The sequence below is a fragment of the Xanthomonas campestris pv. badrii genome (genome assembly GCF_012848175.1).
Lineage (GTDB): Bacteria > Pseudomonadota > Gammaproteobacteria > Xanthomonadales > Xanthomonadaceae > Xanthomonas > Xanthomonas campestris_C.
In genome coordinates, this window is the sequence record NZ_CP051651.1 from 23,591 (window position 1) to 43,318 (window position 19,728).

Consider the following 19,728-nt stretch of genomic DNA (forward strand, 5'->3'; position numbering starts at 1 on the left):
CTCTGGCGCGCTCCTACCAATGTGAGGGCAGCAGCATCTTCGCTGGTACGGCACTTGCTCATGCGCCCAGCGACTGCCCACCATCCACCGCCAGCACCTGCCCGGTGATCCAGCGCGCCTGCGGCGAGGCCAGGAACAATACGGCGTCGGCGACGTGCTGCACCTGCCCGAAACCGCCGAACGGAATGTTGTCGCGGATGCGTGCGTACAGTTCCGGCTCTTCGCGCCTGCGCTGGTCCCATAGCCCGTCGGGAAACTCGATCGAGCCCGGTGCGATGGCATTGACGCGGATGCGTTCGCGCGCCAGCTCGGCGGCCAGGGTGGTGGTGTAGTAATTGAGCGCGGCCTTGGCGGTGGAGTAGGCAATCGCGCGCGGCGTCGGGCGCTGCGCGTTGATCGAGCTGATATTGAGGATCACCGCCTCCGCGCTGCGGCGCAGATGGGGCAGTGCCGCGCGGTTGCAGCGTACGGCCGCCATCAGGTCGATCTCCAGGCCGGCCTGCCAACTGGCATCGTCCGTGCCGTGACCGTAGCCGGAGGCATTGTTGACGACCACATCCAGGCCACCCAATGCCTGCGCGGCGGCCTGCACGTAGTGCTCGATCTGTGCCGCGTCGGCCAGGTCGCAGGGCAGGGTATGCACCGGCGTCCCCAATGCGGCCAGCGTCTGCGCTGCCTGTGCCAGGCCTTCGGGGTTGCGCGCACAGATCGATACCTGCGCGCCATTGCGCACGAATGCGTCGGCGATCGCCAGGCCAATGCCGCGGCTGCCGCCGGCGATCAGGACACGTTGCGGGCGAACAGCGGGATTGGACATACGGGCGCTCGGTCTGCAAACCTGCATTATCGGACAGCCAGGCGAGGCGGTCGCCACCTGTATGCTCAGCCAGCAAGGGCAACGACGCTCGCCCGTCCTTCAGGCTGCGCAAGCCGGTACGCCACAACAGACGGGGGTGCCGTTGCGCAGCGCCACGCCAAACAGCCGCATGCAGCCCCGGCCAACGCCACCGCGTGCAGCGGCGACCGCTGTCATCTCATTGCCATGTGCGCCATCGGCTGCTTGTCCCGCAAGCCTCATCACCGCTGGCGATCAGTTCATGCCTTTCTGGCTGCTCGTCGCTAACCAAACGTTTACACACCAGCGGCGCGCTGCGGGCACAACGTGCGGGTCATTCAGTGGGGAGTTGAATATGGAGACCCATATCACCGTCATCGGTGCAGGCTTCTGCGGCACCGCGCTGGTCCGTGCACTGGCGCAGACGGCCGACGCACAGGTGCGCATCACGCTGGTCGGCGTGGCCGATACCTTCGGCAGCGGCATTGCGTATGGTGCCGCGCGACCGGAGCACCTGCTCAATGTGCGCGCCAAGGATCTGGGCATCGATGCCCAGGCGCCGGGTGCGTTTGCCGACACGCTGCATCTGGGCGACAGCGGGCGGTTGGAATTCCTGCCGCGGCTGGCCTATGGCGACTATCTGCGCAGCGAACTGGATGCGGCAGTGAGCAGCGCGCAGGCCTCGATCGTGCGGCTGTCGCAGGAGGCGGTGGCGGTGGAGCGGGTGCGCAAGGGGTTTCGCGTCTTCCTGGCCAATGGCGATGCCTTCCACAGCGACCGCGTGGTGCTGGCGGTGGGTGGGCTGCAGCCGCAGGCGCTGGCCGGTATCGGCCCACGCCTGAGCGTGCATCCGCGCTATATCGGCTGGCCGTGGCAGGGCGATGCGCTGGCGCGGCTGTCGCCGGATGACGATGTGCTGATCGTCGGCGCGGGCCTGACCATGGTCGATGTGGCGCTGACCCTGCACGCACGCGGGCACAAGGGGCGGCTGCTGGCGATCTCGCGGCGCGGGCTCGCGCCGCAGGCGCATCTGCGCCAGCCCGGCGCACCGCTGGAGTTGCCGCCGCATCTGCAACGCGCGCTCAAGGACGCCGACCTGCGCGGCCTGTTGCGCGGTGTGCGCCAACTCAGCGCGGTGGTGGACGACTGGCGGCGCGTGGTGGATGCGCTGCGCCCGCATCTGCAGCCGCTGTGGCAGCGCCTGGAACTGCCGCAGCGTGCGCGCTTCCTGCGCCATCTGCGCCCGTACTGGGAAGTGGTGCGGCATCGGGTGGCGCCGGGCGCGGCGGAGCAACTGGCGCAATTGCAGGCCGGCGGCCAGCTGCAGGTTGTCGCTGCGCGGCTGCTGCGTGCGCGCTGGGTTCCCGATGGCGTGGAAGCGGTGATCCGCGCGCGCGGTGCGGCCGATGCACAGACGTTGCGGTTCGACACGGTTGTTCGCGCCACCGGCCTGGATACCGATATCGACCGGACCAGCGACCCATTGATCGCCGGCATGCGCGAAGCCGGCCTGCTGCGCGCCGACCCACTGGGGCTGGGCGTGGATACCGATGCGCAACTGCGCGTGCGCGATGGCACCGGGCAGATCGTGCCGGGGCTGTACTGCGTGGGGCCGCTGCTGCGTGGGCGTTATTGGGAAATCACCGCCGTTCCCGAGTTGCGCGTGGCCGCGCGCGCCCTGGCCGACCGCCTGCTGCTAGGCGCCACGCCGGCGTTACAGCCAGCACCCGGGCAGCTGCCGCGCGAGGTCAACGCACGGTTGTAGGCCGGCGGTGTTTGGCATTGTTCTGGGCGCGTCGGTGAGTGGTTCGCATGCCTGCATGCGAGAGGGTATGCGCGAGCCCACGGTCTGTGTTGCCGTGGCCAGAACTGCGATGTGGTGATCATCACTTCGTCCGGCGCGTGTTCGCCGATCTGGTGTGGCGTGACTGCGTCAGTGAGCCTGCATATCGGCGTGCATGCATGCCGATGCGCAGCGAGTGTAGAACGGCTCTGTGCGCGTGGCATATGCAGAACTGTGCATCAGAGCACGCGCTTTGCCGAACAGCGCAAACATGCGGCGCGATGCGTAGTGCAGCGCGCATCCTCGGGCAGGACTGGGTCATGGTGATCGCCCCGGACGATCCGATGTCCAGGGTGCCCGATTCCCTCCCTCTGCCTGGAGTTCGCCATGCCCCGTCTTGCTCCCGCTGTCCTTGCCGCTGCGCTCAGTGCCTGTGCCGTGCCTGCGATGGCCAGCGCATCGCTCAATTCGCGTGCCGATGTCATCGCCGCACTGGAAGCCGGCTACGACGTCAGCCTGACCACCGATCTCAGTCGCTGCACGCCCGAACAGGGCACGCCGGCCAGCCAGACCCGCGGCGGCCGCCATATCGATGCCTACCGCATCACCGAAGACGGCACGACCGCGTTCTCCGGCTCGCATTTCACCGTGGCCAACGACGGCAAGCCGATCCAGCAATTCATGCGCTACCAACTGCGCCCGGATGGCAGCGTGCGCTTCACCACCTACATGTACGACCTGCCGGCACTGCAGCAGCGCGGACCGATGCTGGCGTATCAATGCGCGATCAATCAGGGCATCCGTTTCCATGCCGATTGAGTGCGGTCAAGGCGCGACGCGCTACATGTGTTGGACGCTCGGAGGTGTGCGTCGAAGCGGCACGCCTCGACGTCATACGTTCGGACTTGCGATGGTGTAGCGCAACGTGGCGTTGCGACGCCCGTGAGGGAGTAACACGCTGCGCAGGCACTCGAGGCTGCGCACGTACCCTCATCCGCCCCTGCGGGACACCTTCCCCTCCATGAAGGAGGGGAAGGTGTCCCGACCGGAGAAGGGATATCTCCTCACGGTGCGGGGATAGAGGGATGTCTGTCCACTGTGCGGGAGTAGCGCGCGCAGCCTTAGCCCCTCTCCTGCGGGAGAGGGGTTGGGGTGAGGGTACGCGGCGCAGCCACGCGTGGGGTATGGTCAGCAGATACAGACGCATGCAAGCACCACCTGCACAAACGCTGGCGATCGGCTGCGTTGTACGTCATGGCGTCAGCAGCTGGTGCTACTGCACCGCCACCGCTTCATCTCTGGTCTGCCAACCGCCACCCAAGGCCTTGAACGTCGCCACCGCACTGCGCGCAGCTTCCGTGCGTGCCTGCACCTGCGCATCGGAGGCACGCAGGAGGTTGTCGTCGGCGTTCAGCACTTCGATCAGGCTGACCGTGCCTTTCTCATAGGCCAGTGCCGAGGCGCCGCGCGCCTTGCCCAGGGCGTCCACGCCCTGCGACAGCACGCTGGCCTGCTGCTCGCGTTTGACCAGCGCGACGAAAGCATTTTCGACATCTTCGGTGGCGCGCAGCACCGCCAGCCGGTAGGCCGCCAATTGCTCGGCTTCCTGACCTTTGGCCTGGGCGATCTGCGCGTTGATGCGGCCGAAATCGAATAGCCGCCAGCGCAGCCCCAGCACGCCGGACGCCTGGGCGGCATCGCCGGTGAACAGATTGGCGCCGGAGATGGCGGTGGCGCTGCCAAGCAAGCCGCTCAGCGAGAATTTGGGGTAGTACTCGGCCATCGCCACGCCGATGCGTGCGTTGGACGCAGCCAGCCGGCGTTCGGCCACGATCAGGTCGGGACGGCGGCGCAGCAGGTCGGCCGGCGCGCCGCTGTCGGCGATCTGCGGCGCCAGCGGGATGGGTTTGCTCGCCGCCAACTCGGCATGGTGGGTGCCGGGCACGACGCCCAGCATCACATCGAGCGCGTTCATCGCTGCGACCAGGCCGGCTTCCAGACCCGGCACCGTGGCCTGCGCCTGGGCCAGCGCGCCGCGGGCCTGCTGCAGCTGCAGGTCTGCCGCCAGGCCCTTGTCGTGCAGCAGCGTCACCATCGATACAAGACCCTGCTGGGTGGCGACCTGGCGGCGGGCCACGTCCAGGCGCGCCTGCAGGCCACGGATGCTGATGTAGATGTCGGCGGTCTGCGCGGCCACTGCCAGGCGGGTGGCCGCCGCACCGGCTTCGCTGGCCTGGTAGTCGGCCAATGCGGCCTGGCGCCCGCGACGCAGGCCGCCGAATAGGTCCAGCTCCCAGCTGGCGCCCAGGTTGGCCTCGTAGATGCTGGCGTAGCGATCGAAGGTGGGAAGGCTGTTCAGCACCTGGCCCAGCGGCGTCTCCAGCGACTGGTAGGCGCGCGTGGCGCTGCCGTTGATGTTGCCCGAAGGCAGCAACGCGGCGGTGGCGGCACTCAGCCCGGCGCGCGCCTGGGTCACCCGCGCGGTGGCCTGGGCCAGATCCAGGTTCTGCGCCAGCGCGGCGGTGACGTAGCGGCTCAGGTCCGGGTCGTTGAAGCCGGCCCACCAAGTGGCCAGATCGGCCTGGGCACTGGCCTGGCGTTCAGCCAGGGCGGCCTGACCGAGATAGTGCTCGGGCAGGGGCGCGTCCGGGCGCACGTAGTTGGGGCCAACCGCACAGCCTGCGGCGAGGCTGGCGGCGATAAGCGCGGCAAGGGTGCGGAGTGGCGGCATGACGGGACCAGAGTGGCAAGGCGGTGAGTGACTGTAATACGAAATGGTCACTTTTGTAAGTCGGGAGCGACAGCGCTAAGCTGTCGAAATGAACAAAGCATCCAGCTACCCCATTTCAGGCCGGGGCCCGGCCGATCACGACGTGCGCGACCAGATCGTCGTTGCCGCCACCGACCATTTCAGCCGCTACGGCTATGAAAAGACGTCGGTCTCGGATCTGGCCAAGGCGATCGGGTTCTCCAAGGCCTATATCTACAAGTTTTTCGAGTCCAAGCAGGCCATCGGCGAATCGATCTGCACCAACTGCATGCGCCAGATCGAGACCGAGGTCCGCGCCGCCCTGGACGACACCGAGCTGCCGCCGGAGAAAATCCGTCGGCTTTTCAAGGTGACGACCGAAGCCAGCCTGCGGCTGTGCTTCCAGGACCGCAAGCTCTATGAGATTGCGGCATCAGCCGCCATCGAGCGCTGGCAATCGGTCCTGGCCTATGAGGTCCGCATGCAGAAGCTGGTCCACGATGTGCTGCAACAAGGCCGCCAGACCGGCGATTTCGAGCGCAAGACACCCTTGGACGAAGCTGCCCAGGCGGTCTACGCGGTGCTGCGCCCGTACATGAATCCGGCGATGCTCCAGTACAGCCTGGAGCAGGTCGAAGAGATGCCTGCGCTGCTGTCGGGCCTGGTGTTGCGCAGCCTCTCGCCATAAAAAGTTGGTTGTGACTATTGACGTATTTGGTCACAAGTCCCAGGATGCGAGCCTTCACCAGATCGCTCCGGGATTCCCATGCTTCGGCATCGCCTTGTTGTCAGCTCCGTCCTGTGTGTCCTGCCGCTGGCACTGAGTGCCTGCGGCGGCAAGGCACCGCCCGATCCACGCACCGCCACCCCGCTGGTCCGGGTGGCCACGGTGGGCGACGCCAATGCGGCGGCGCGCAGTTTTTCCGGCACCGTCGCGGCCCGGGTCCAGAGCGATCTGGGTTTCCGGGTTGCCGGCAAGGTGTCCGAGCGGCTGGTCGATGCCGGCCAGCGGGTCAAGCGCGGCCAGCCGCTGATGCGCATCGACCCGGTGGATCTGCAACTGGCCGCACGTGCTCAGCAGGATGCGGTGGCCGCTGCCCGCGCCCGCGCCCAGCAGACCGCCGACGATGAAGCCCGGTACCGCGATCTGCGCGGCACGGGTGCCATCTCGGCCTCGGCCTATGACCAGATCAAGGCGGCCGCCGATGCCGCCAAGGCGCAGCTGAGCGCCGCCCAGGCCCAGGCCGATGTTGCCCGCAACGCCAATCGCTACACCGACCTGCTGGCCGATGCCGACGGGGTGGTGATGGAAACCCTGGTCGAGCCGGGCCAGGTGGTGGCGGCCGGGCAGCCGGTGGTGCGGCTGGCGCACGCCGGCCCGCGCGAGGCGGTGATCCAGCTGCCGGAAACCCTGCGCCCGCAGGTCGGCTCGGTGGCCCAGGCCACGCTGTTTGGCGACGCGGCCGTGACCGTCCCGGCCACGCTGCGCCAGTTGTCCGAAAGCGCCGACCGGCTGACCCGCACCTTCGAGGCGCGCTATGTGCTCGAGGGCGCGCTGGCGCAGGCGCCGCTCGGTACCACCGTCAGCGTGCGCGTTCCCGGCGCCAGCGCAGCCGGCACCCAGGCCGGCCTGCAGGTGCCGCTGGCCGCGCTGTTCGATGCCGGCAAGGGGCCGGGCGTATGGGTGATCGCCGGCAACCCGACCAAGGTGAGTTGGCGCCCGGTGACAGTGCTGGGCCTGGACGATGACCATGCCAATGTTGCCGGCACGCTGGCGCGTGGGCAACGCATCGTGGCCCTGGGTGCGCATCTGCTGCGCGACGGTGCGCAGGTCCGCATTGCTGGCGACACCGCCAAGGCGGCAGGGGGGCAGCCGTGAGCGAGGGCCGCTTCAATCTGTCGGCGCTGGCCGTGCGCGAGCGCTCCATCACGCTGTTTCTGATCTTCCTGATTTCGCTGGCCGGCCTGGTGGCGTTTCTCAAGCTCGGGCGTGCCGAAGACCCGGCATTCACCATCAAGGTGATGACGATCGTGACCGCCTGGCCGGGCGCCACGCCGCAGGAAATGCAGGACCAGGTGGCCGAAAAACTCGAAAAGCGCATGCAGGAACTGCGCTGGTACGACCGCACCGAAACCTATACGCGTCCCGGCCTGGCGTTCACCACATTGACCCTGCTGGACAGCACCCCGCCCGCTGAGGTGCAGGAGCAGTTCTATCAGGCGCGCAAGAAAGCCGGCGACGAAGTGGGCAATCTGCCGGCCGGGGTGATCGGGCCGATGATCAACGACGAATATGCCGACGTCACCTTTGCGCTGTTTGCGCTCAAGGCCAAGGGCGAGCCGCAGCGGTTGCTGGCGCGCGATGCCGAGACCCTGCGCCAGCGCATCCTGCACGTGCCGGGCGTCAAGAAGGTCAACATCATCGGTGAGCAGCCCGAGCGCATCTTTGTCGAGTTCTCGCACGAGCGTCTGGCCACGCTGGGCGTCAGCCCGCAGGACGTGTTCGCCGCACTCAACGCGCAAAACGCGTTGAATGCGGCTGGCTCGGTGGAAACGCGCGGGCCGCAGGTGTTCATTCGCCTGGATGGCGCGCTCGACAGCCTGCAGAAGATCCGCGACACCCCATTGGTGGTGCAGGGCCGCACGCTCAAACTGTCCGATATCGCCACCGTCAAACGCGGTTACGAAGATCCATCCACCTTCATGATCCGCAGTGGCGGCGAACCGGCGTTGCTGCTGGGCATCATCATGCGCGATGGCTGGAACGGCCTGGACCTGGGCAAATCGCTGGACAGCGAAGTCAGCGCAATCAATGCCGAGCTGCCGCTGGGCATGAGCCTGAGCAAGGTCACCGACCAGGCGGTCAACATCGACGCGTCGGTCGGCGAGTTCATGACCAAATTCTTCGTCGCGCTGCTGGTGGTGATGCTGGTGTGCTTCGTCAGCATGGGCTGGCGGGTGGGCATCGTGGTGGCGGCGGCCGTGCCGCTGACGCTGGCGGCGGTGTTCGTGGTGATGCTGGCCACCGGCAAGAACTTCGACCGCATTACGCTGGGCTCGTTGATCCTGGCGTTGGGCTTGTTGGTGGACGACGCGATCATCGCCATCGAGATGATGGTGGTGAAGATGGAAGAGGGCTATAGCCGCGTTGCCGCATCGGCGTATGCGTGGAGCCACACCGCCGCGCCGATGCTGTCCGGCACCTTGGTCACGGCGGTGGGCTTCATGCCGAACGGGTTCGCCGCCTCCACCGCCGGCGAATACACCAGCAACATGTTCTGGATCGTGGGTATCGCGTTGATCGTGTCGTGGGTGGTGGCGGTGGTGTTCACGCCCTATCTGGGCGTCAAGATGCTGCCCGACCTGAAGAAGATCGAAGGCGGCCACGCGGCGATGTACGACACGCCGCGCTACAACCGCTTCCGCGCTGTGCTGGCGCGCGTTGTCGCACGCAAGTGGCTGGTCGCAGGTTCCGTGGTGGGGCTGTTCGTACTGGCGATCGTCGGCATGGGCATCGTCAAGAAGCAATTCTTCCCGATCTCAGACCGACCCGAAGTGCTGGTCGAAGTGCAGTTGCCGTACGGCACCTCGATCAACCAGACCAGTGCGGCGGCGGCCAAGGTGGAAGCCTGGCTGTCCAGGCAGAAGGAAGCCAAGATCGTGACCGCGTATATCGGTCAGGGTGCGCCACGTTTCTTCCTGGCGATGGGCCCGGAACTGCCGGACCCCTCGTTCGCCAAGATCGTGATCCGCACCGACGACCAGCACGAGCGCGATGCACTGAAGCTGCGCTTGCGTGAGGCGATCGCGCAAGGGCTGGCGTCGGAAGCGCGCGTGCGCGTGACACAGCTGACCTTCGGTCCTTACTCGCAGTTTCCGGTGGCCTACCGGGTGAGCGGTCCCGACCCGCAGGTGCTGCGTGGCATTGCCGCGCAGGTCAAGCAGGTCATGCAGGACAGCCCGATGCTGCGCACCGTCAACACCGATTGGGGCGTGCGCACACCAACGCTGCATTTCAGCCTGGACCAGGACCGCCTGCAGGCAGTGGGGCTGACCTCGACCGCGGTTGCCCAGCAGTTGCAGTTCCTGCTGACCGGTGTGCCGATCACGCTGGTACGCGAGGATATCCGCAGCGTGCAGGTGGTGGCGCGTTCGGCCGGCGACACGCGCTTCGATCCGGCGCGCATCGCCGACTTCACCCTGGCCGGTGGCAATGGCCAACGGGTGCCCCTGTCGCAGGTGGGCAAGGTGGATGTACGCATGGAAGAGCCGGTCATGCGCCGCCGCGACCGGGTGCCGACGATCACCGTGGGCGGCGATGTCGACGACCAGCTGCAGCCGCCGGATGTCTCGGCGGCGATCACCAAGCAATTGCAGCCGATCATCGACAAATTGCCCAGCGGGTATCAGATCAAGGAAGCCGGCTCCATCGAGGAATCCGGCAAGGCGACCACCGCGATGCTGCCGTTGTTCCCGATCATGCTGGCCGCAACGCTGCTCATCATCATCCTGCAGGTGCGCTCGATCTCGGCGATGGTGATGGTGTTCCTGACCAGCCCGCTCGGCCTGATCGGCGTGGTGCCCACCTTGATCCTGTTCCAGCAGCCGTTCGGCATCAATGCCCTGGTCGGGTTGATTGCGCTGTCGGGCATCCTGATGCGCAATACGCTGATCCTGATCGGGCAGATCCATCACAACGAAGCCGAGGGGCTGGACCCGTTCCATGCGCTGGTGGAAGCCACCGTGCAGCGTGCACGGCCGGTGATCCTGACCGCGCTGGCGGCGATCCTGGCCTTCATCCCGCTCACCCATTCGGTGTTCTGGGGCACGCTGGCCTACACGCTGATCGGCGGCACCCTGGCCGGCACCATTTTGACCTTGGTGTTCCTGCCGGCGATGTATTCGATCTGGTTCAAGATCCGGCCCGACATCACCGGCAATACGCCTGCGGTGGCACAGCACGCATGAGGCGCCTGGGCGGCGGCAGCGATGCCGCTGCCCAGGCATGAATGCCTGCCTCCTTTCCCATCGATGCGCGTTGCCGGCCCCCGGCCCCGGCGCGAGATCGCACGCTGTTCTCTTTCATCCAAGGAACCTGCAATGCAACAGAAAACGGTGGTGCTGATCACAGGGGTGTCGTCCGGCATCGGGCGCGTTGCCGCTGCACTTTTTGCCGCGCGTGGCTGCATCGTCTACGGCACGGTGCGCAATCGCGCCAACGCGACGCCGCTGCCGAATGTGGAGCTGGTCGAGATGGACGTCCGCGATGCGGCGTCCATCAAACGCGTCGTCGATGGCATCGTTGAACATAGCGGCCGCCTCGATGTGCTGGTCAACAATGCCGGCGTCAACCTGATGGGTGCGGTGGAAGAAACCAGCGTCGAAGAGGCCGCCGCGCTGCTGGATACCAACGTGCTGGGCATCCTGCGCACCATCCAGGCGGTGGCGCCGCACATGCGCGCCAACCGCGCAGGACGCATCGTCAACGTCAGCTCGGTGCTGGGATTTCTGCCGGCGCCGTACATGGGCGTGTACGCCGCCTCCAAGCACGCAGTGGAAGGGCTGTCCGAATCGCTGGACCATGAGCTGCGCCAGTTCGGTATCCGGGTGACATTGGTGGAGCCGGCGTATACCAAGACCAGCCTGGGCAGCAATTCGCCAGTGGCGCAGATCCCGATTGCCGAGTACGACCGCGAACGTGCGGTGGTCAGCCGTGCGGTCACCGGCCATCTCGACAACGCGCCGGAACCGCAGGACGTGGCCAGCACCGTGGTGGACGCCGCGCTGGGTACTTGGCGCATGCGTCGCACGCCCCCCGGCCAGGCATCGCTGCTGAGCAAGCTGCGCCGCTTCCTGCCCGCCAGTGCGGTGGATGGCAGCCTGCGCAAGCAGCTGGGGTTGGGCTGAGTCAGCGGGTTGAGGCTGCGGACGTGGCCGTGCAGCCAGGATGAGGCCACCCGGCGCCGAGATGGCAACGCCGCCACCGTCCATGGGACCGGTCGAGGGCGCCGGATGACGCCGGATTCACCCGCAATGCCGGCTTGCCTCACAATAGGCGGCCAGTTCCGGAACCAAGTCGCCATGCGCAAGACCTATCAGCTCAACCTCGAAGGCAAGAACCGCGATCGTCTGCTGGAAGCCAGCAAGCACGATATCCGCAAGTACATCCGCCGCGAGCGCCGCAAGGACCTGCCGGAAGGGGCCGATTACTGGGATTTCGACATGCGCTTCGGCGTGGACGAGGCCAGCGCGCAGCCGCTGCCGCCGGCAGAGCTGATCCGCTCGATCAATGCGCTCACCGGTGACGGTGGCGACCAGTTCTTCGTGGAAATCCTGCGCAAGCCCGCCAAACGCACCCCGCGTGCCGATGGCCAGGCGCTGGCCGGTGGCGAGCTGGATTTCGAGCAGGACTGAACGCGGTTCTCGGATGATCCAATGACTGGATGATGCGCCGCCGTCAGGAGGCGCAGCCGGTGCCCCGAAACGGCCAATCTGCGCGCCTTGCGCAGCTGCCTGGCCACTGTTCTCCACATTCCCGGCACGCCTCGCGCAGGGCGGCGTTTGCGGCCTTATGGCGTGGTGCGGCGAGCCAACATTGCGCGCCAGCTGTGCGGTCACCAGGTCTGGTGACCGCGCGCGACTGTCGATTTGAACAACGCCATCCGCAACACGATGTGCCGCGCGATTGCGCGGGTCAGTCCGGCTTGGTCGCGGCCTGCGCGGCTGCACGCAGCTTGTCCTTCTTGCTGGGCCGCTTGCCCTTGATGCCGCCGTTGTCATCGGCTGCGCGTGTCGGCGTGTCTTGGGCAGGTGCGTCGCTGGGCGCGGGTTCGAAGCCGGCGATCACCTCGGCGGCGATACGCAGGCCTTGGCGTTTTTCGATCAACCGCCATTGCTGCGCGTTGTCGGCGGTGATGAAGCTGATCGCCACGCCGCTGGCGCCGGCACGTGCGGTACGGCCGATGCGGTGGGTGTAATCCACGGTGGAGCGCGGCAGGTCGTAGTTGATTACCGCTGGCAGCTGCACGATGTCGATGCCGCGGGCGGCCAGGTCAGTGGCGATTACCACCTGCACGGTCTGCTGTTTGAAGGCCGATAGCGTGCGTTCGCGGCGGCCCTGGCTCAACTCGCCGTGCAGCGGTTGTGCACTGATGCCGGCCTTCTCCAGCTTTTCAGCGACCTTTTCCGCGGTGTGCCGGCTGGCGACGAACACCAGCAGCTGCGGCCAGCCGTGATCGAGCAGCAACTGGCGCAGCAGCTGCGTGCGCTGGGCGGCATCCACGGTGATGGCGCGCTGCGCGATCCCCGGCGCCTGCTCTGGTGTCGCTTCGACGGTGATGCGCAGTGGGTCGCGCAGCCGGCGCTTGGCCAGCGCGGCGATGGCGGGCGGAAACGTGGCCGACACCAGCACGCTCTGCCGTTGCGCCGGCAATCGCGCAAGGATGCGATCGAGCTCGGCGCCGAAGCCCAGGTCCAGCAGGCGGTCGGCTTCGTCCAGCACCAGGGTGGTCACTTCGCCCAGGCGCAGCGCGTTGTGCTCCACCAGGTCCAGCAGCCGGCCGGGCGTGGCGACCACGATGTCGGCACCGCCGCGCAGCGCCAGCAACTGCGGATTGATCGAGCTGCCGCCGGTGGCGGCAACGATCTTGAGCCGTCGCGGCAGGTGCGCGGCCAGCTGGCGCAGCGTGGCCTCCACCTGTGCGGCAAGTTCGCGGGTGGGCACCAGCACCAACGCACCCAGCACGCGCGGAGCCGTGTCCGGGGCGAGCAGGCGTTGCTGCAGCAAGGGCAGCGCATAGGCCAGCGTCTTGCCCGAGCCGGTCTGCGCCATCGCGATCAGGTCGCGCCCGGCCAGCATCGGCGGGATGGCCTGCTGCTGGATGGGCGTGGGCGTGGGGTGGCCGGCCTGACGCAGCGCGGTCTCGAAAAACGGCAGTAGCTGTGGCGACAGCGAGAGGTGGGCAAATGACATGCGGCGATTATCCGGCATTTAGAGCGGCTGACAGGACCTGGCGAGCAGTTGTCAGGTGTTTGGACGGCGCGCTCAGAATCGGAGTGTATGAGGATTGCGGGCACCGGCCGCGCCCGCCCGACGGCTACGCAGTCGTTTTTGTTAGCCGCTGTGACGCTGCAGCGCCCGCGCGACGCTACGTGCAGGCCATCTTTCATCCAGCGCCGACCAGCAGCGGGATGCACGATGGCCGCGTGCAGTGGTAGGCACGTCGCAGGTGTGATGTAAGCGCCTGGATCAGAGTGCACGCCGTTGCGGAGCGCTGCCCGTATTCCATCCGTGCATCGATCGCCGACGCGCGTGTTCATCCGGGACAACGTTGCGCGCCCGCCGCCTGGTCGATGCGATCACCGCCGCACCGTGCGACCGGCCGTGCGCGGCAGCTGGCAGCGAGCGAACGTCGGGTGTCGTGAGTGTTGCGGATGCGTGGAATCGATCGATTCGCATCCTGTTGCGTCGTCTGCAGATGCAGCCCTGCAGCGCGGGTGTCAGGCGCCGACGCATCGCTGCGCCGGCGCTTGCATCCGCCGTTGTTGCAGATCGGCTTTACTGCGGCAGTGCCAGGTCCTCGAGCCAGGCCTTCTTCGGTATCCACCGCGATGCCGATATCGACCTGGGGATGCAGGGTGCGGCTGAGCGCATCGCCATCGAACCAGGCGTTGAGCGCAGGCACCGCCTGGCAGGCACGCACGATGGCGCGCACCAGGCGCACGGTGACGTCGTTACCCGGCTGCCACGCATGCAGGTCGGCATCGTCGTTGAGCGTGGTGGGTACCGCCTTGCTGTGCGCATCGGCCATGACGCGCGCCATGTTGCGGCGCACGCCCTTGAGCTGTTCGGGCTGGCCCTTGGCGACGACGCCCGGCGGCTAGTTCGCAAGAATATGCAAACTTGCGCTTGTCAACCATGCCGTCGATGGAGCAAGAGTAGGCTGAAAGCCAATATCTTAATCGGGGCACTCTTTTTAAATAAATAACGTCTCTATAGCTGTTCGATGGGAGTCTCCTATTTCCACTATGTCCAGTGGAGGCACCCTCTGAGTTCTAGCTATGAGGTCCCGTAGATACATGATGTCGGCTGGCGTAGCCTTGGTTATGTCCGCGCAAAAACGCGCTGCTTGGGATTGCCCAGGTCCGATCCGGTGTTTAAACCGTTTGTCAAATCGAAGAGGTGTATTCATGAAACCAAATTCAATCGGCAACGCACATGTTCCATCTCCCGTCTCCTCCGACACGGACGCAGCCAGCAGCCAACAGCACGCAGCACGCAGCACGCAGCAACAATCACACGGGACCTCTCGGCAAGACCAGATGAACCCCGTGCTAGAAGGCTTGGCCGATGTACCGCGTAGCCGTCTTGCAGGGCGGGTCAGATTCGCAAGTTGGGTTGGCGCTATAGGAGATCTCACCCCAGAAGGGAAGCTCTCCCCAGGAGATCCCCATTTCGTTCCCCTCGATACAAGGGAGCGAAAAGAAAAATATCCGGGGGCTAAATACGAACCCTCTTCTGAAAATAGGGAATTGATGATTCAGACGAACGGGAACAAGGCTGCGGAGCGCCTTTACGACAGCTACAAAGAAAAATTGCCCAAGGTTATCAAGAAGTTCATCAAGGAAGGAGATCCTGCTTATACTAAAACTATAGGGAGTGAGGAGGAAAGGAAGAGAGAGGGGGCGATTGCTCTGAAGCAATATAAAAATTTTAAGTCCGATGCCCGCCAGGGCAACCGGTTCTTCCCTGGTCTGAATTATCAACACCAGAAACTAAATGAGCCAAGGAACGACAGGATAAATCATCTTCGTGAGTTGGAGGCTGCTGCAGCGGAAGAAAAAGGCGGTGCTTCTAGTAGCGACAGTTGAAGCGGCTAAGGTGCGCGCTGCAACCAGGCTTGGCTACTAGATGAAGCTGCGGAATACTCATAGGAAATTCGGTCGCCAGGCACACAGGAATGTTGCACGGCTGCCGGCACGGTTGATGAGTGGAATCAGCAGCTGCATCGCTCTGGTGTACCTGGTATTTGCATGCATCCGTTTGCGCCAGCATTGGCGGTTTCTGATAGAGCGTCCTATTTCAGGCAGCGCGGCGAGCCGTCGAGGCCGCCGCGCGAGCGCTCAGTCGGCCAACGCCAGGTCGTCCAGCAGCGCGCGCAGGAAGCGCGCTGCTTCTCCGCCGGTGGCCGCGCGGTGGTCGAAGGTCAGCGACAGCGGCATCACCTTGTGGGTCTCCACGCCGCCCATCACCGGCACCAGCTGGTAGCGCGCGCGGCCGGCGGCCACGATCGCCACGCACGGCGGCACCACCACCGGGGTGGCGTAGCGGCCGGCGAACATGCCGAAGTTGGACAGCGAGATGGTGTAGCCGCTGAGTTCGGAGGCGGCGATGCTGCGGGTTTCCACCTGCTGGCGCAGCCGGTTCACGCCTTCGCGGATGCCGTGCGCGTCGAGCATGTCGGCATTGCGCAGCGCCGGCACGAACAGGCCTTCTTCGGTATCCACCGCGATGCCGATATCGACCTGGGGATGCAGGGTGCGGCTGAGCGCATCGCCATCGAACCAGGCGTTGAGCGCAGGCACCGCCTGGCAGGCACGCACGATGGCGCGCACCAGGCGCACGGTGACGTCGTTACCCGGCTGCCACGCATGCAGGTCGGCATCGTCGTTGAGCGTGGTGGGTACCACCTTGCTGTGCGCATCGGCCATGACGCGCGCCATGTTGCGGCGCACGCCCTTGAGCTGTTCGGGCTGGCCCTTGACGCTGGTGCCGGGCGATTGGGTGCGCATCGGCTTGCCGCTGGCCGACAGCGGCGAGCGGGTAGAGCTGCCCTCATCCGCCCTGCGGGCACCTTCTCCCGCAGGCGGGAGAAGGGTCGCCGTTGCCGGTCGATCTCTGCGGTCGGCAGCGATGCCATCGGCTTTTCCATCTGCACCACTCCCACCTTCACCGAGCGGACCACCTCTCCCACCTTCACCGAGCAGACCACCTCTCCCACCTTCAGCGCTCGGGCCACCTCTCCCACCTTCAGCGCTCGGGCCACCTCTCCCACCTTCAGCGCTCGGGCCACCTCTCCCGCTGGCGGGAGAGGTCGGCGCGCCCTGCGCGCCGGGTGAGGGCTGCCGCGCGGTGCCCGCGGCCGCGGCCTGCTTGACGTCGGCCAGCGTCACCGTGCCGTCCGGGCCGGTGGCGCGCACCTGTGCCAGGTCCACGCGCAACTTGCGCGCAAGCGCACGCACCACCGGCATGGCGCGCACGCCACCGATGGTGATCGCCTGTTCGCTCTGCACGGTGTTGGAACTCTGCATGGCACCCACCACGGTGCCGGCGTCGTCGCGCTCGCCCGGCGCATCGGCATCGGCGTCCGCATCGGCGATCTCACCGCCATTGTCGGAGGCGACCACGCGCTCGCTGGGACCGGCTGCGCTCTGGCCGGTGCTGGGCGTATGCACCTGCGCCTGCGCGCCACCATGGCCATGTCCGTGGCCGGTGTCCTGGCCATCGGCACGCTGCGGCTGCGAGGCATCCAGCGCGAACTGCGCCAGCATGGCGCCGGTCACGATCACATCGCCGGCCGCACCGGCCAGCTTGACCACGGTGCCGGAGAACGGCGAAGGCACCTCGACCACCGCCTTGGCGGTTTCCATCGACACCAGCGGGTCGTCCAGGCGCACGCTGTCGCCTTCGGCGACGAACCATTCGACGATGGTGGCATCCGGCAGGCCTTCGCCCAGGTCGGGCAGGTGAAACGTCTTGCTTTGGCTCATGGCAGATTCTCTTGTGCCGCCGGCAATGGCGGCAGGGTGTCTTCGAGGAGTTCCAGGTCGGCCGCCGGTAGCCAGCCCTGCGCGCCATCGGCACGCTCGGACCACCACCAGCCACCGTGTTCGTGATGCAGCAACACGTCCTCGCCTGCCTGGGCATCGAGTTCGCGTGCGTCGTAATCGCGCAGCGCTTCGGCCATGCCCTCGCCCAACGGGCGCAGCCAGGCCAGCGGCGCCCAGCCGGCACGGCCACCATCGGTGGTGACCCAGGCGAACGCGGGCCATTCTTCGTCGCGCACACCGACACTGACCTGCTGGCCTGCCTGGAAGCGGACCGGGTTGGCGTAGGCGGCGCGGTGCTCGCACAGCAGACGGGCGCGCATGTCAGCCGGCAGCCACCGCACGCCGCGCAGCGGTGACGATGCGCTCCACGCTCGGCAGGTACTTCATTTCCAGCCGGAACAGCGGGATATGCGTGTCGTAACCGGTGACGCGTTCGACCGGCGCCACCAGGTCGTACATCGACTGCTCGGCCAGGCGCGCGGCGATTTCCGCCCCGAAACCGGCAGTGCGCGGGGCTTCCTGCACGATCACGCAGCGGCCGGTCTTGGCCACCGATTCGGCGATGGTGTCGAAGTCCAGCGGGCGCAGCGTGGCCACGTCGATCACTTCGGCGCTGATGCCTTCGCCGGCGAGCTTGTCGGCCGCTTCCAGCGCTTCCTTGACCTGCGCGCCCCAGGTGACCAGAGTGACATCGGTGCCGTCGCGCAGCACGAAGCACACATCCAGCGGCAACGCTTGCCCATCGTTGGCCACCACTTCCTTGTACTGGCGATAGATGCGCTTGGGCTCCATGTAGATCACCGGATCCGGGTCGCGGATCGCGGCCAGCAACAGGCCGTAGGCGCGCTGCGGCGAGGACGGCAACACCACGCGCAAGCCGGGCACGTTGGTGAAGATGGCTTCGTTGGCTTCGCTGTGATGTTCCGGCGCGCGGATGCCGCCGCCCCACGGCACGCGCAGCACCATCGGGCAATGCAGGCGCCCGCGGGTACGGTTGCGCAGGCGTGCGGCGTGGCAGATCAGGTGATCGACCATGGGATACACGAAGCCATCGAACTGCGCTTCGGCCACCGGCTTCATGCCCTGTGCGGCCAAGCCGACGCTCAGGCCGGCGATGGTGGTTTCATCCAGCGGGGTATCCAGCACGCGCTCGCTGCCGAAACGCTGCTGCAGGCCGGCGGTGGCGCGGAACACGCCGCCATTGACGCCCACGTCTTCGCCCAGCACCAGCACCGCGGGGTCGTGTTCCAGCTCCCAGGCCAGCGCCTGGGTGATGGCTTCGATCAGGGTGATGGGCGAACTCATGGCGATCTCTCCGCGCGTGGCAGCGGCGTTGTAAGGAGCACTGGCGTGCTGCGACGTGTCGGCGGGCACATGCTTGAGCTCATCCATGACGCGCCTCCATGGCCATCGCTTCGGCGCGCTGGGCCAGCAAGTCGGCCGGCGGGTCGCCATAGAGGTGATCGAACATCGCTTCCACCGGCTGCACCGGGGTGTTCAGGTACGCGTTGACCTCTTCGTCGATACGCGCGCCGCATTCGGTTTTCCAGGCCTCTTCCTGCGCCTGGTCCCACAGGCCTTGCGCGGTGAGATAGCGGCGCAGGCGCAGCAGTGGTTCGCGGGCCCAGGCCTGCTTGACCTCGTCTTCGCCACGGTAGCGGCGCGCATCGTCGGCGGTGGTGTGGTCGGTCAGTCGGTAGGTCATGAACTCGATCACCGTGCCGCCGTCGCCGGCCAGGGCGCGCTCGCGCGCCTGCCGCATCGCTTCGAGCACGGCGATCAGGTCGTTGCCATCCACCTGCAGGCAGTGCAGGCCGCCGGCCAGGCCCTTCTGGGCCAGCGTCTGTGCACCGGTCTGCGCCGCGCGCGGCACCGAGATGGCCCAACCGTTGTTGATCACGCACAGGATCAGCGGCAGCTTGTAGGCGCCGGCCGAATTGAGCGCGGCATAGAAGTCGGTCTTGGAGCTGCCGCCGTCGCCGCAGCAGGCCACCGCCACCTGCGGCTTGCCCATCAGCTTGAACGACAGCGCCGAGCCGGCCGCATGCAGGCACTGGGTGGAGATCGGCACGCAGATCGGGAAGTCGATCGCCGCATCGGCATTGCGCGGGTAATCGCTGCCGCGCTCGTCGCCGCCCCAATACAGCAGCACATCGCGCGGGCGCACGCCGCGTTCGAACATGGTGCCGTATTCACGGTAGCTGGGCGCGAACACGTCGCCGCGGCGCATCGACGCGCCGATGCCCACGTGGGTGGCTTCGTGGCCCAGGCTGGCAGCATAGGTGCCGAGCTTGCCGGTGCGCTGCAGGGCGACCGACTTGCTGTCGAAGGTGCGCACGAACAGCATGCGCTTGAACAGCGCCAGCAGGGTCTGCGGGTTGGCGGCGTCGGCCGGCAGGTCGTCGCGGACGAGATTGCCGTCCGCGTCCATGTATTGCAGATAGTCGATCTGGAACTGCGCGGCTACGCTCATTGCGGCGACACCTTCATCAAGAAGTTTCAAATGATATGAGTTGCCATGTTAAGGACGGC

Annotated in this window: 14 protein-coding genes and 2 pseudogenes; 8 read left to right on the forward strand and 8 right to left on the reverse strand. The window is 66.5% G+C overall.

Features of this window, described 5'->3' with window-relative positions; genetic code table 11:
• Nucleotides 1-58 precede the first annotated feature (58 nt).
• Nucleotides 59-817: an SDR family NAD(P)-dependent oxidoreductase gene (locus HG421_RS00085; RefSeq protein WP_168968154.1), complete on the reverse strand. Its 759-nt coding sequence runs from the start codon at nt 815-817 to the stop codon at nt 59-61.
• Between the two features lie 373 nt (nt 818-1,190).
• Between HG421_RS00085 and HG421_RS00090 the strand changes: the two genes are divergently transcribed.
• Together HG421_RS00090 and HG421_RS00095 are read left to right on the forward strand one after the other, a co-directional pair.
• On the forward strand, nt 1,191-2,600 hold the full coding sequence (locus HG421_RS00090) for an FAD/NAD(P)-binding protein (protein WP_168968156.1): 1,410 nt from the start codon (nt 1,191-1,193) through the stop codon (nt 2,598-2,600).
• A 405-nt stretch (nt 2,601-3,005) separates the two neighbouring features.
• A complete protein-coding gene (locus HG421_RS00095) occupies nt 3,006-3,437 on the forward strand; it encodes a VirK family protein (RefSeq protein WP_168968157.1) in 432 nt (143 codons plus the stop codon).
• Nucleotides 3,438-3,874: 437 nt separating this feature from the next.
• On the opposite strand, the pseudogene HG421_RS00100 reads toward HG421_RS00095, so the two are convergent.
• Nucleotides 3,875-5,349 (reverse strand): annotated as a pseudogene (locus tag HG421_RS00100) (efflux transporter outer membrane subunit); the annotation flags it as partial.
• A gap of 88 nt (nt 5,350-5,437) precedes the next feature.
• Between HG421_RS00100 and HG421_RS00105 the strand changes: the two are divergent.
• From HG421_RS00105 to HG421_RS00125, 5 genes are all read left to right on the forward strand, one after another.
• Complete coding sequence (locus tag HG421_RS00105) at nt 5,438-6,055, forward strand: TetR/AcrR family transcriptional regulator (protein ID WP_168968160.1); 618 nt, start codon at nt 5,438-5,440, stop codon at nt 6,053-6,055.
• A gap of 78 nt (nt 6,056-6,133) precedes the next feature.
• A complete protein-coding gene (locus HG421_RS00110; RefSeq protein ID WP_168968162.1) occupies nt 6,134-7,246 on the forward strand; it encodes an efflux RND transporter periplasmic adaptor subunit in 1,113 nt (370 codons plus the stop codon).
• A complete protein-coding gene (locus HG421_RS00115; protein WP_168968167.1) occupies nt 7,243-10,335 on the forward strand; it encodes an efflux RND transporter permease subunit in 3,093 nt (1,030 codons plus the stop codon). The genes HG421_RS00110 and HG421_RS00115 overlap by 4 nt, the downstream gene beginning before the upstream one ends.
• Nucleotides 10,336-10,356: 21 nt before the next feature.
• Nucleotides 10,357-11,274 (forward strand): oxidoreductase, encoded by a 918-nt coding sequence (locus HG421_RS00120; protein WP_429001903.1) that lies wholly within the window; start codon nt 10,357-10,359, stop codon nt 11,272-11,274.
• A 174-nt stretch (nt 11,275-11,448) separates the two neighbouring features.
• Nucleotides 11,449-11,781, forward strand: coding sequence for a DUF6172 family protein (locus tag HG421_RS00125; protein ID WP_168968171.1), 333 nt, complete (start codon nt 11,449-11,451; stop codon nt 11,779-11,781).
• Between the two features lie 280 nt (nt 11,782-12,061).
• Here HG421_RS00125 and HG421_RS00130 read toward each other — a convergent pair whose 3' ends face one another.
• Together HG421_RS00130 and HG421_RS00135 are read right to left on the reverse strand one after the other, a co-directional pair.
• Nucleotides 12,062-13,339 carry a DEAD/DEAH box helicase gene (locus tag HG421_RS00130; RefSeq protein ID WP_168968173.1) on the reverse strand — a complete coding sequence of 426 codons (1,278 nt, stop codon included), beginning with the start codon at nt 13,337-13,339 and terminating at the stop codon, nt 12,062-12,064.
• 613 nt (nt 13,340-13,952) lie between these two features.
• Nucleotides 13,953-14,243, reverse strand: a pseudogene (locus HG421_RS00135) (2-oxo acid dehydrogenase subunit E2); the annotation flags it as partial.
• Between the two features lie 313 nt (nt 14,244-14,556).
• On the opposite strand from HG421_RS00135, the gene xopW reads away from it, so the two are divergent.
• Entirely contained in the window at nt 14,557-15,237 is a 681-nt protein-coding gene (gene xopW, locus HG421_RS00140; protein ID WP_168968175.1) for a type III secretion system effector XopW, read from the forward strand.
• A 252-nt stretch (nt 15,238-15,489) separates the two neighbouring features.
• Here xopW and HG421_RS00145 read toward each other — a convergent pair whose 3' ends face one another.
• From HG421_RS00145 to pdhA, 4 genes are read right to left on the reverse strand one after another with little or no spacing between them, the layout of a single operon-like run.
• Complete coding sequence (locus HG421_RS00145) at nt 15,490-17,136, reverse strand: dihydrolipoamide acetyltransferase family protein (protein ID WP_168968177.1); 1,647 nt, start codon at nt 17,134-17,136, stop codon at nt 15,490-15,492.
• Nucleotides 17,133-17,516 carry an SH3 domain-containing protein gene (locus HG421_RS00150; RefSeq protein ID WP_168968179.1) on the reverse strand — a complete coding sequence of 128 codons (384 nt, stop codon included), beginning with the start codon at nt 17,514-17,516 and terminating at the stop codon, nt 17,133-17,135. The genes HG421_RS00145 and HG421_RS00150 overlap by 4 nt, the downstream gene beginning before the upstream one ends.
• A 1-nt stretch (nt 17,517) precedes the next feature.
• Nucleotides 17,518-18,588, reverse strand: a complete 1,071-nt coding sequence (locus HG421_RS00155; protein ID WP_168968181.1) for an alpha-ketoacid dehydrogenase subunit beta — start codon at nt 18,586-18,588, stop codon at nt 17,518-17,520.
• Complete coding sequence (gene pdhA, locus HG421_RS00160; protein WP_168968183.1) at nt 18,581-19,669, reverse strand: pyruvate dehydrogenase (acetyl-transferring) E1 component subunit alpha; 1,089 nt, start codon at nt 19,667-19,669, stop codon at nt 18,581-18,583. Before pdhA ends, HG421_RS00155 begins: the two co-directional genes overlap by 8 nt.
• Nucleotides 19,670-19,728 lie beyond the last annotated feature (59 nt).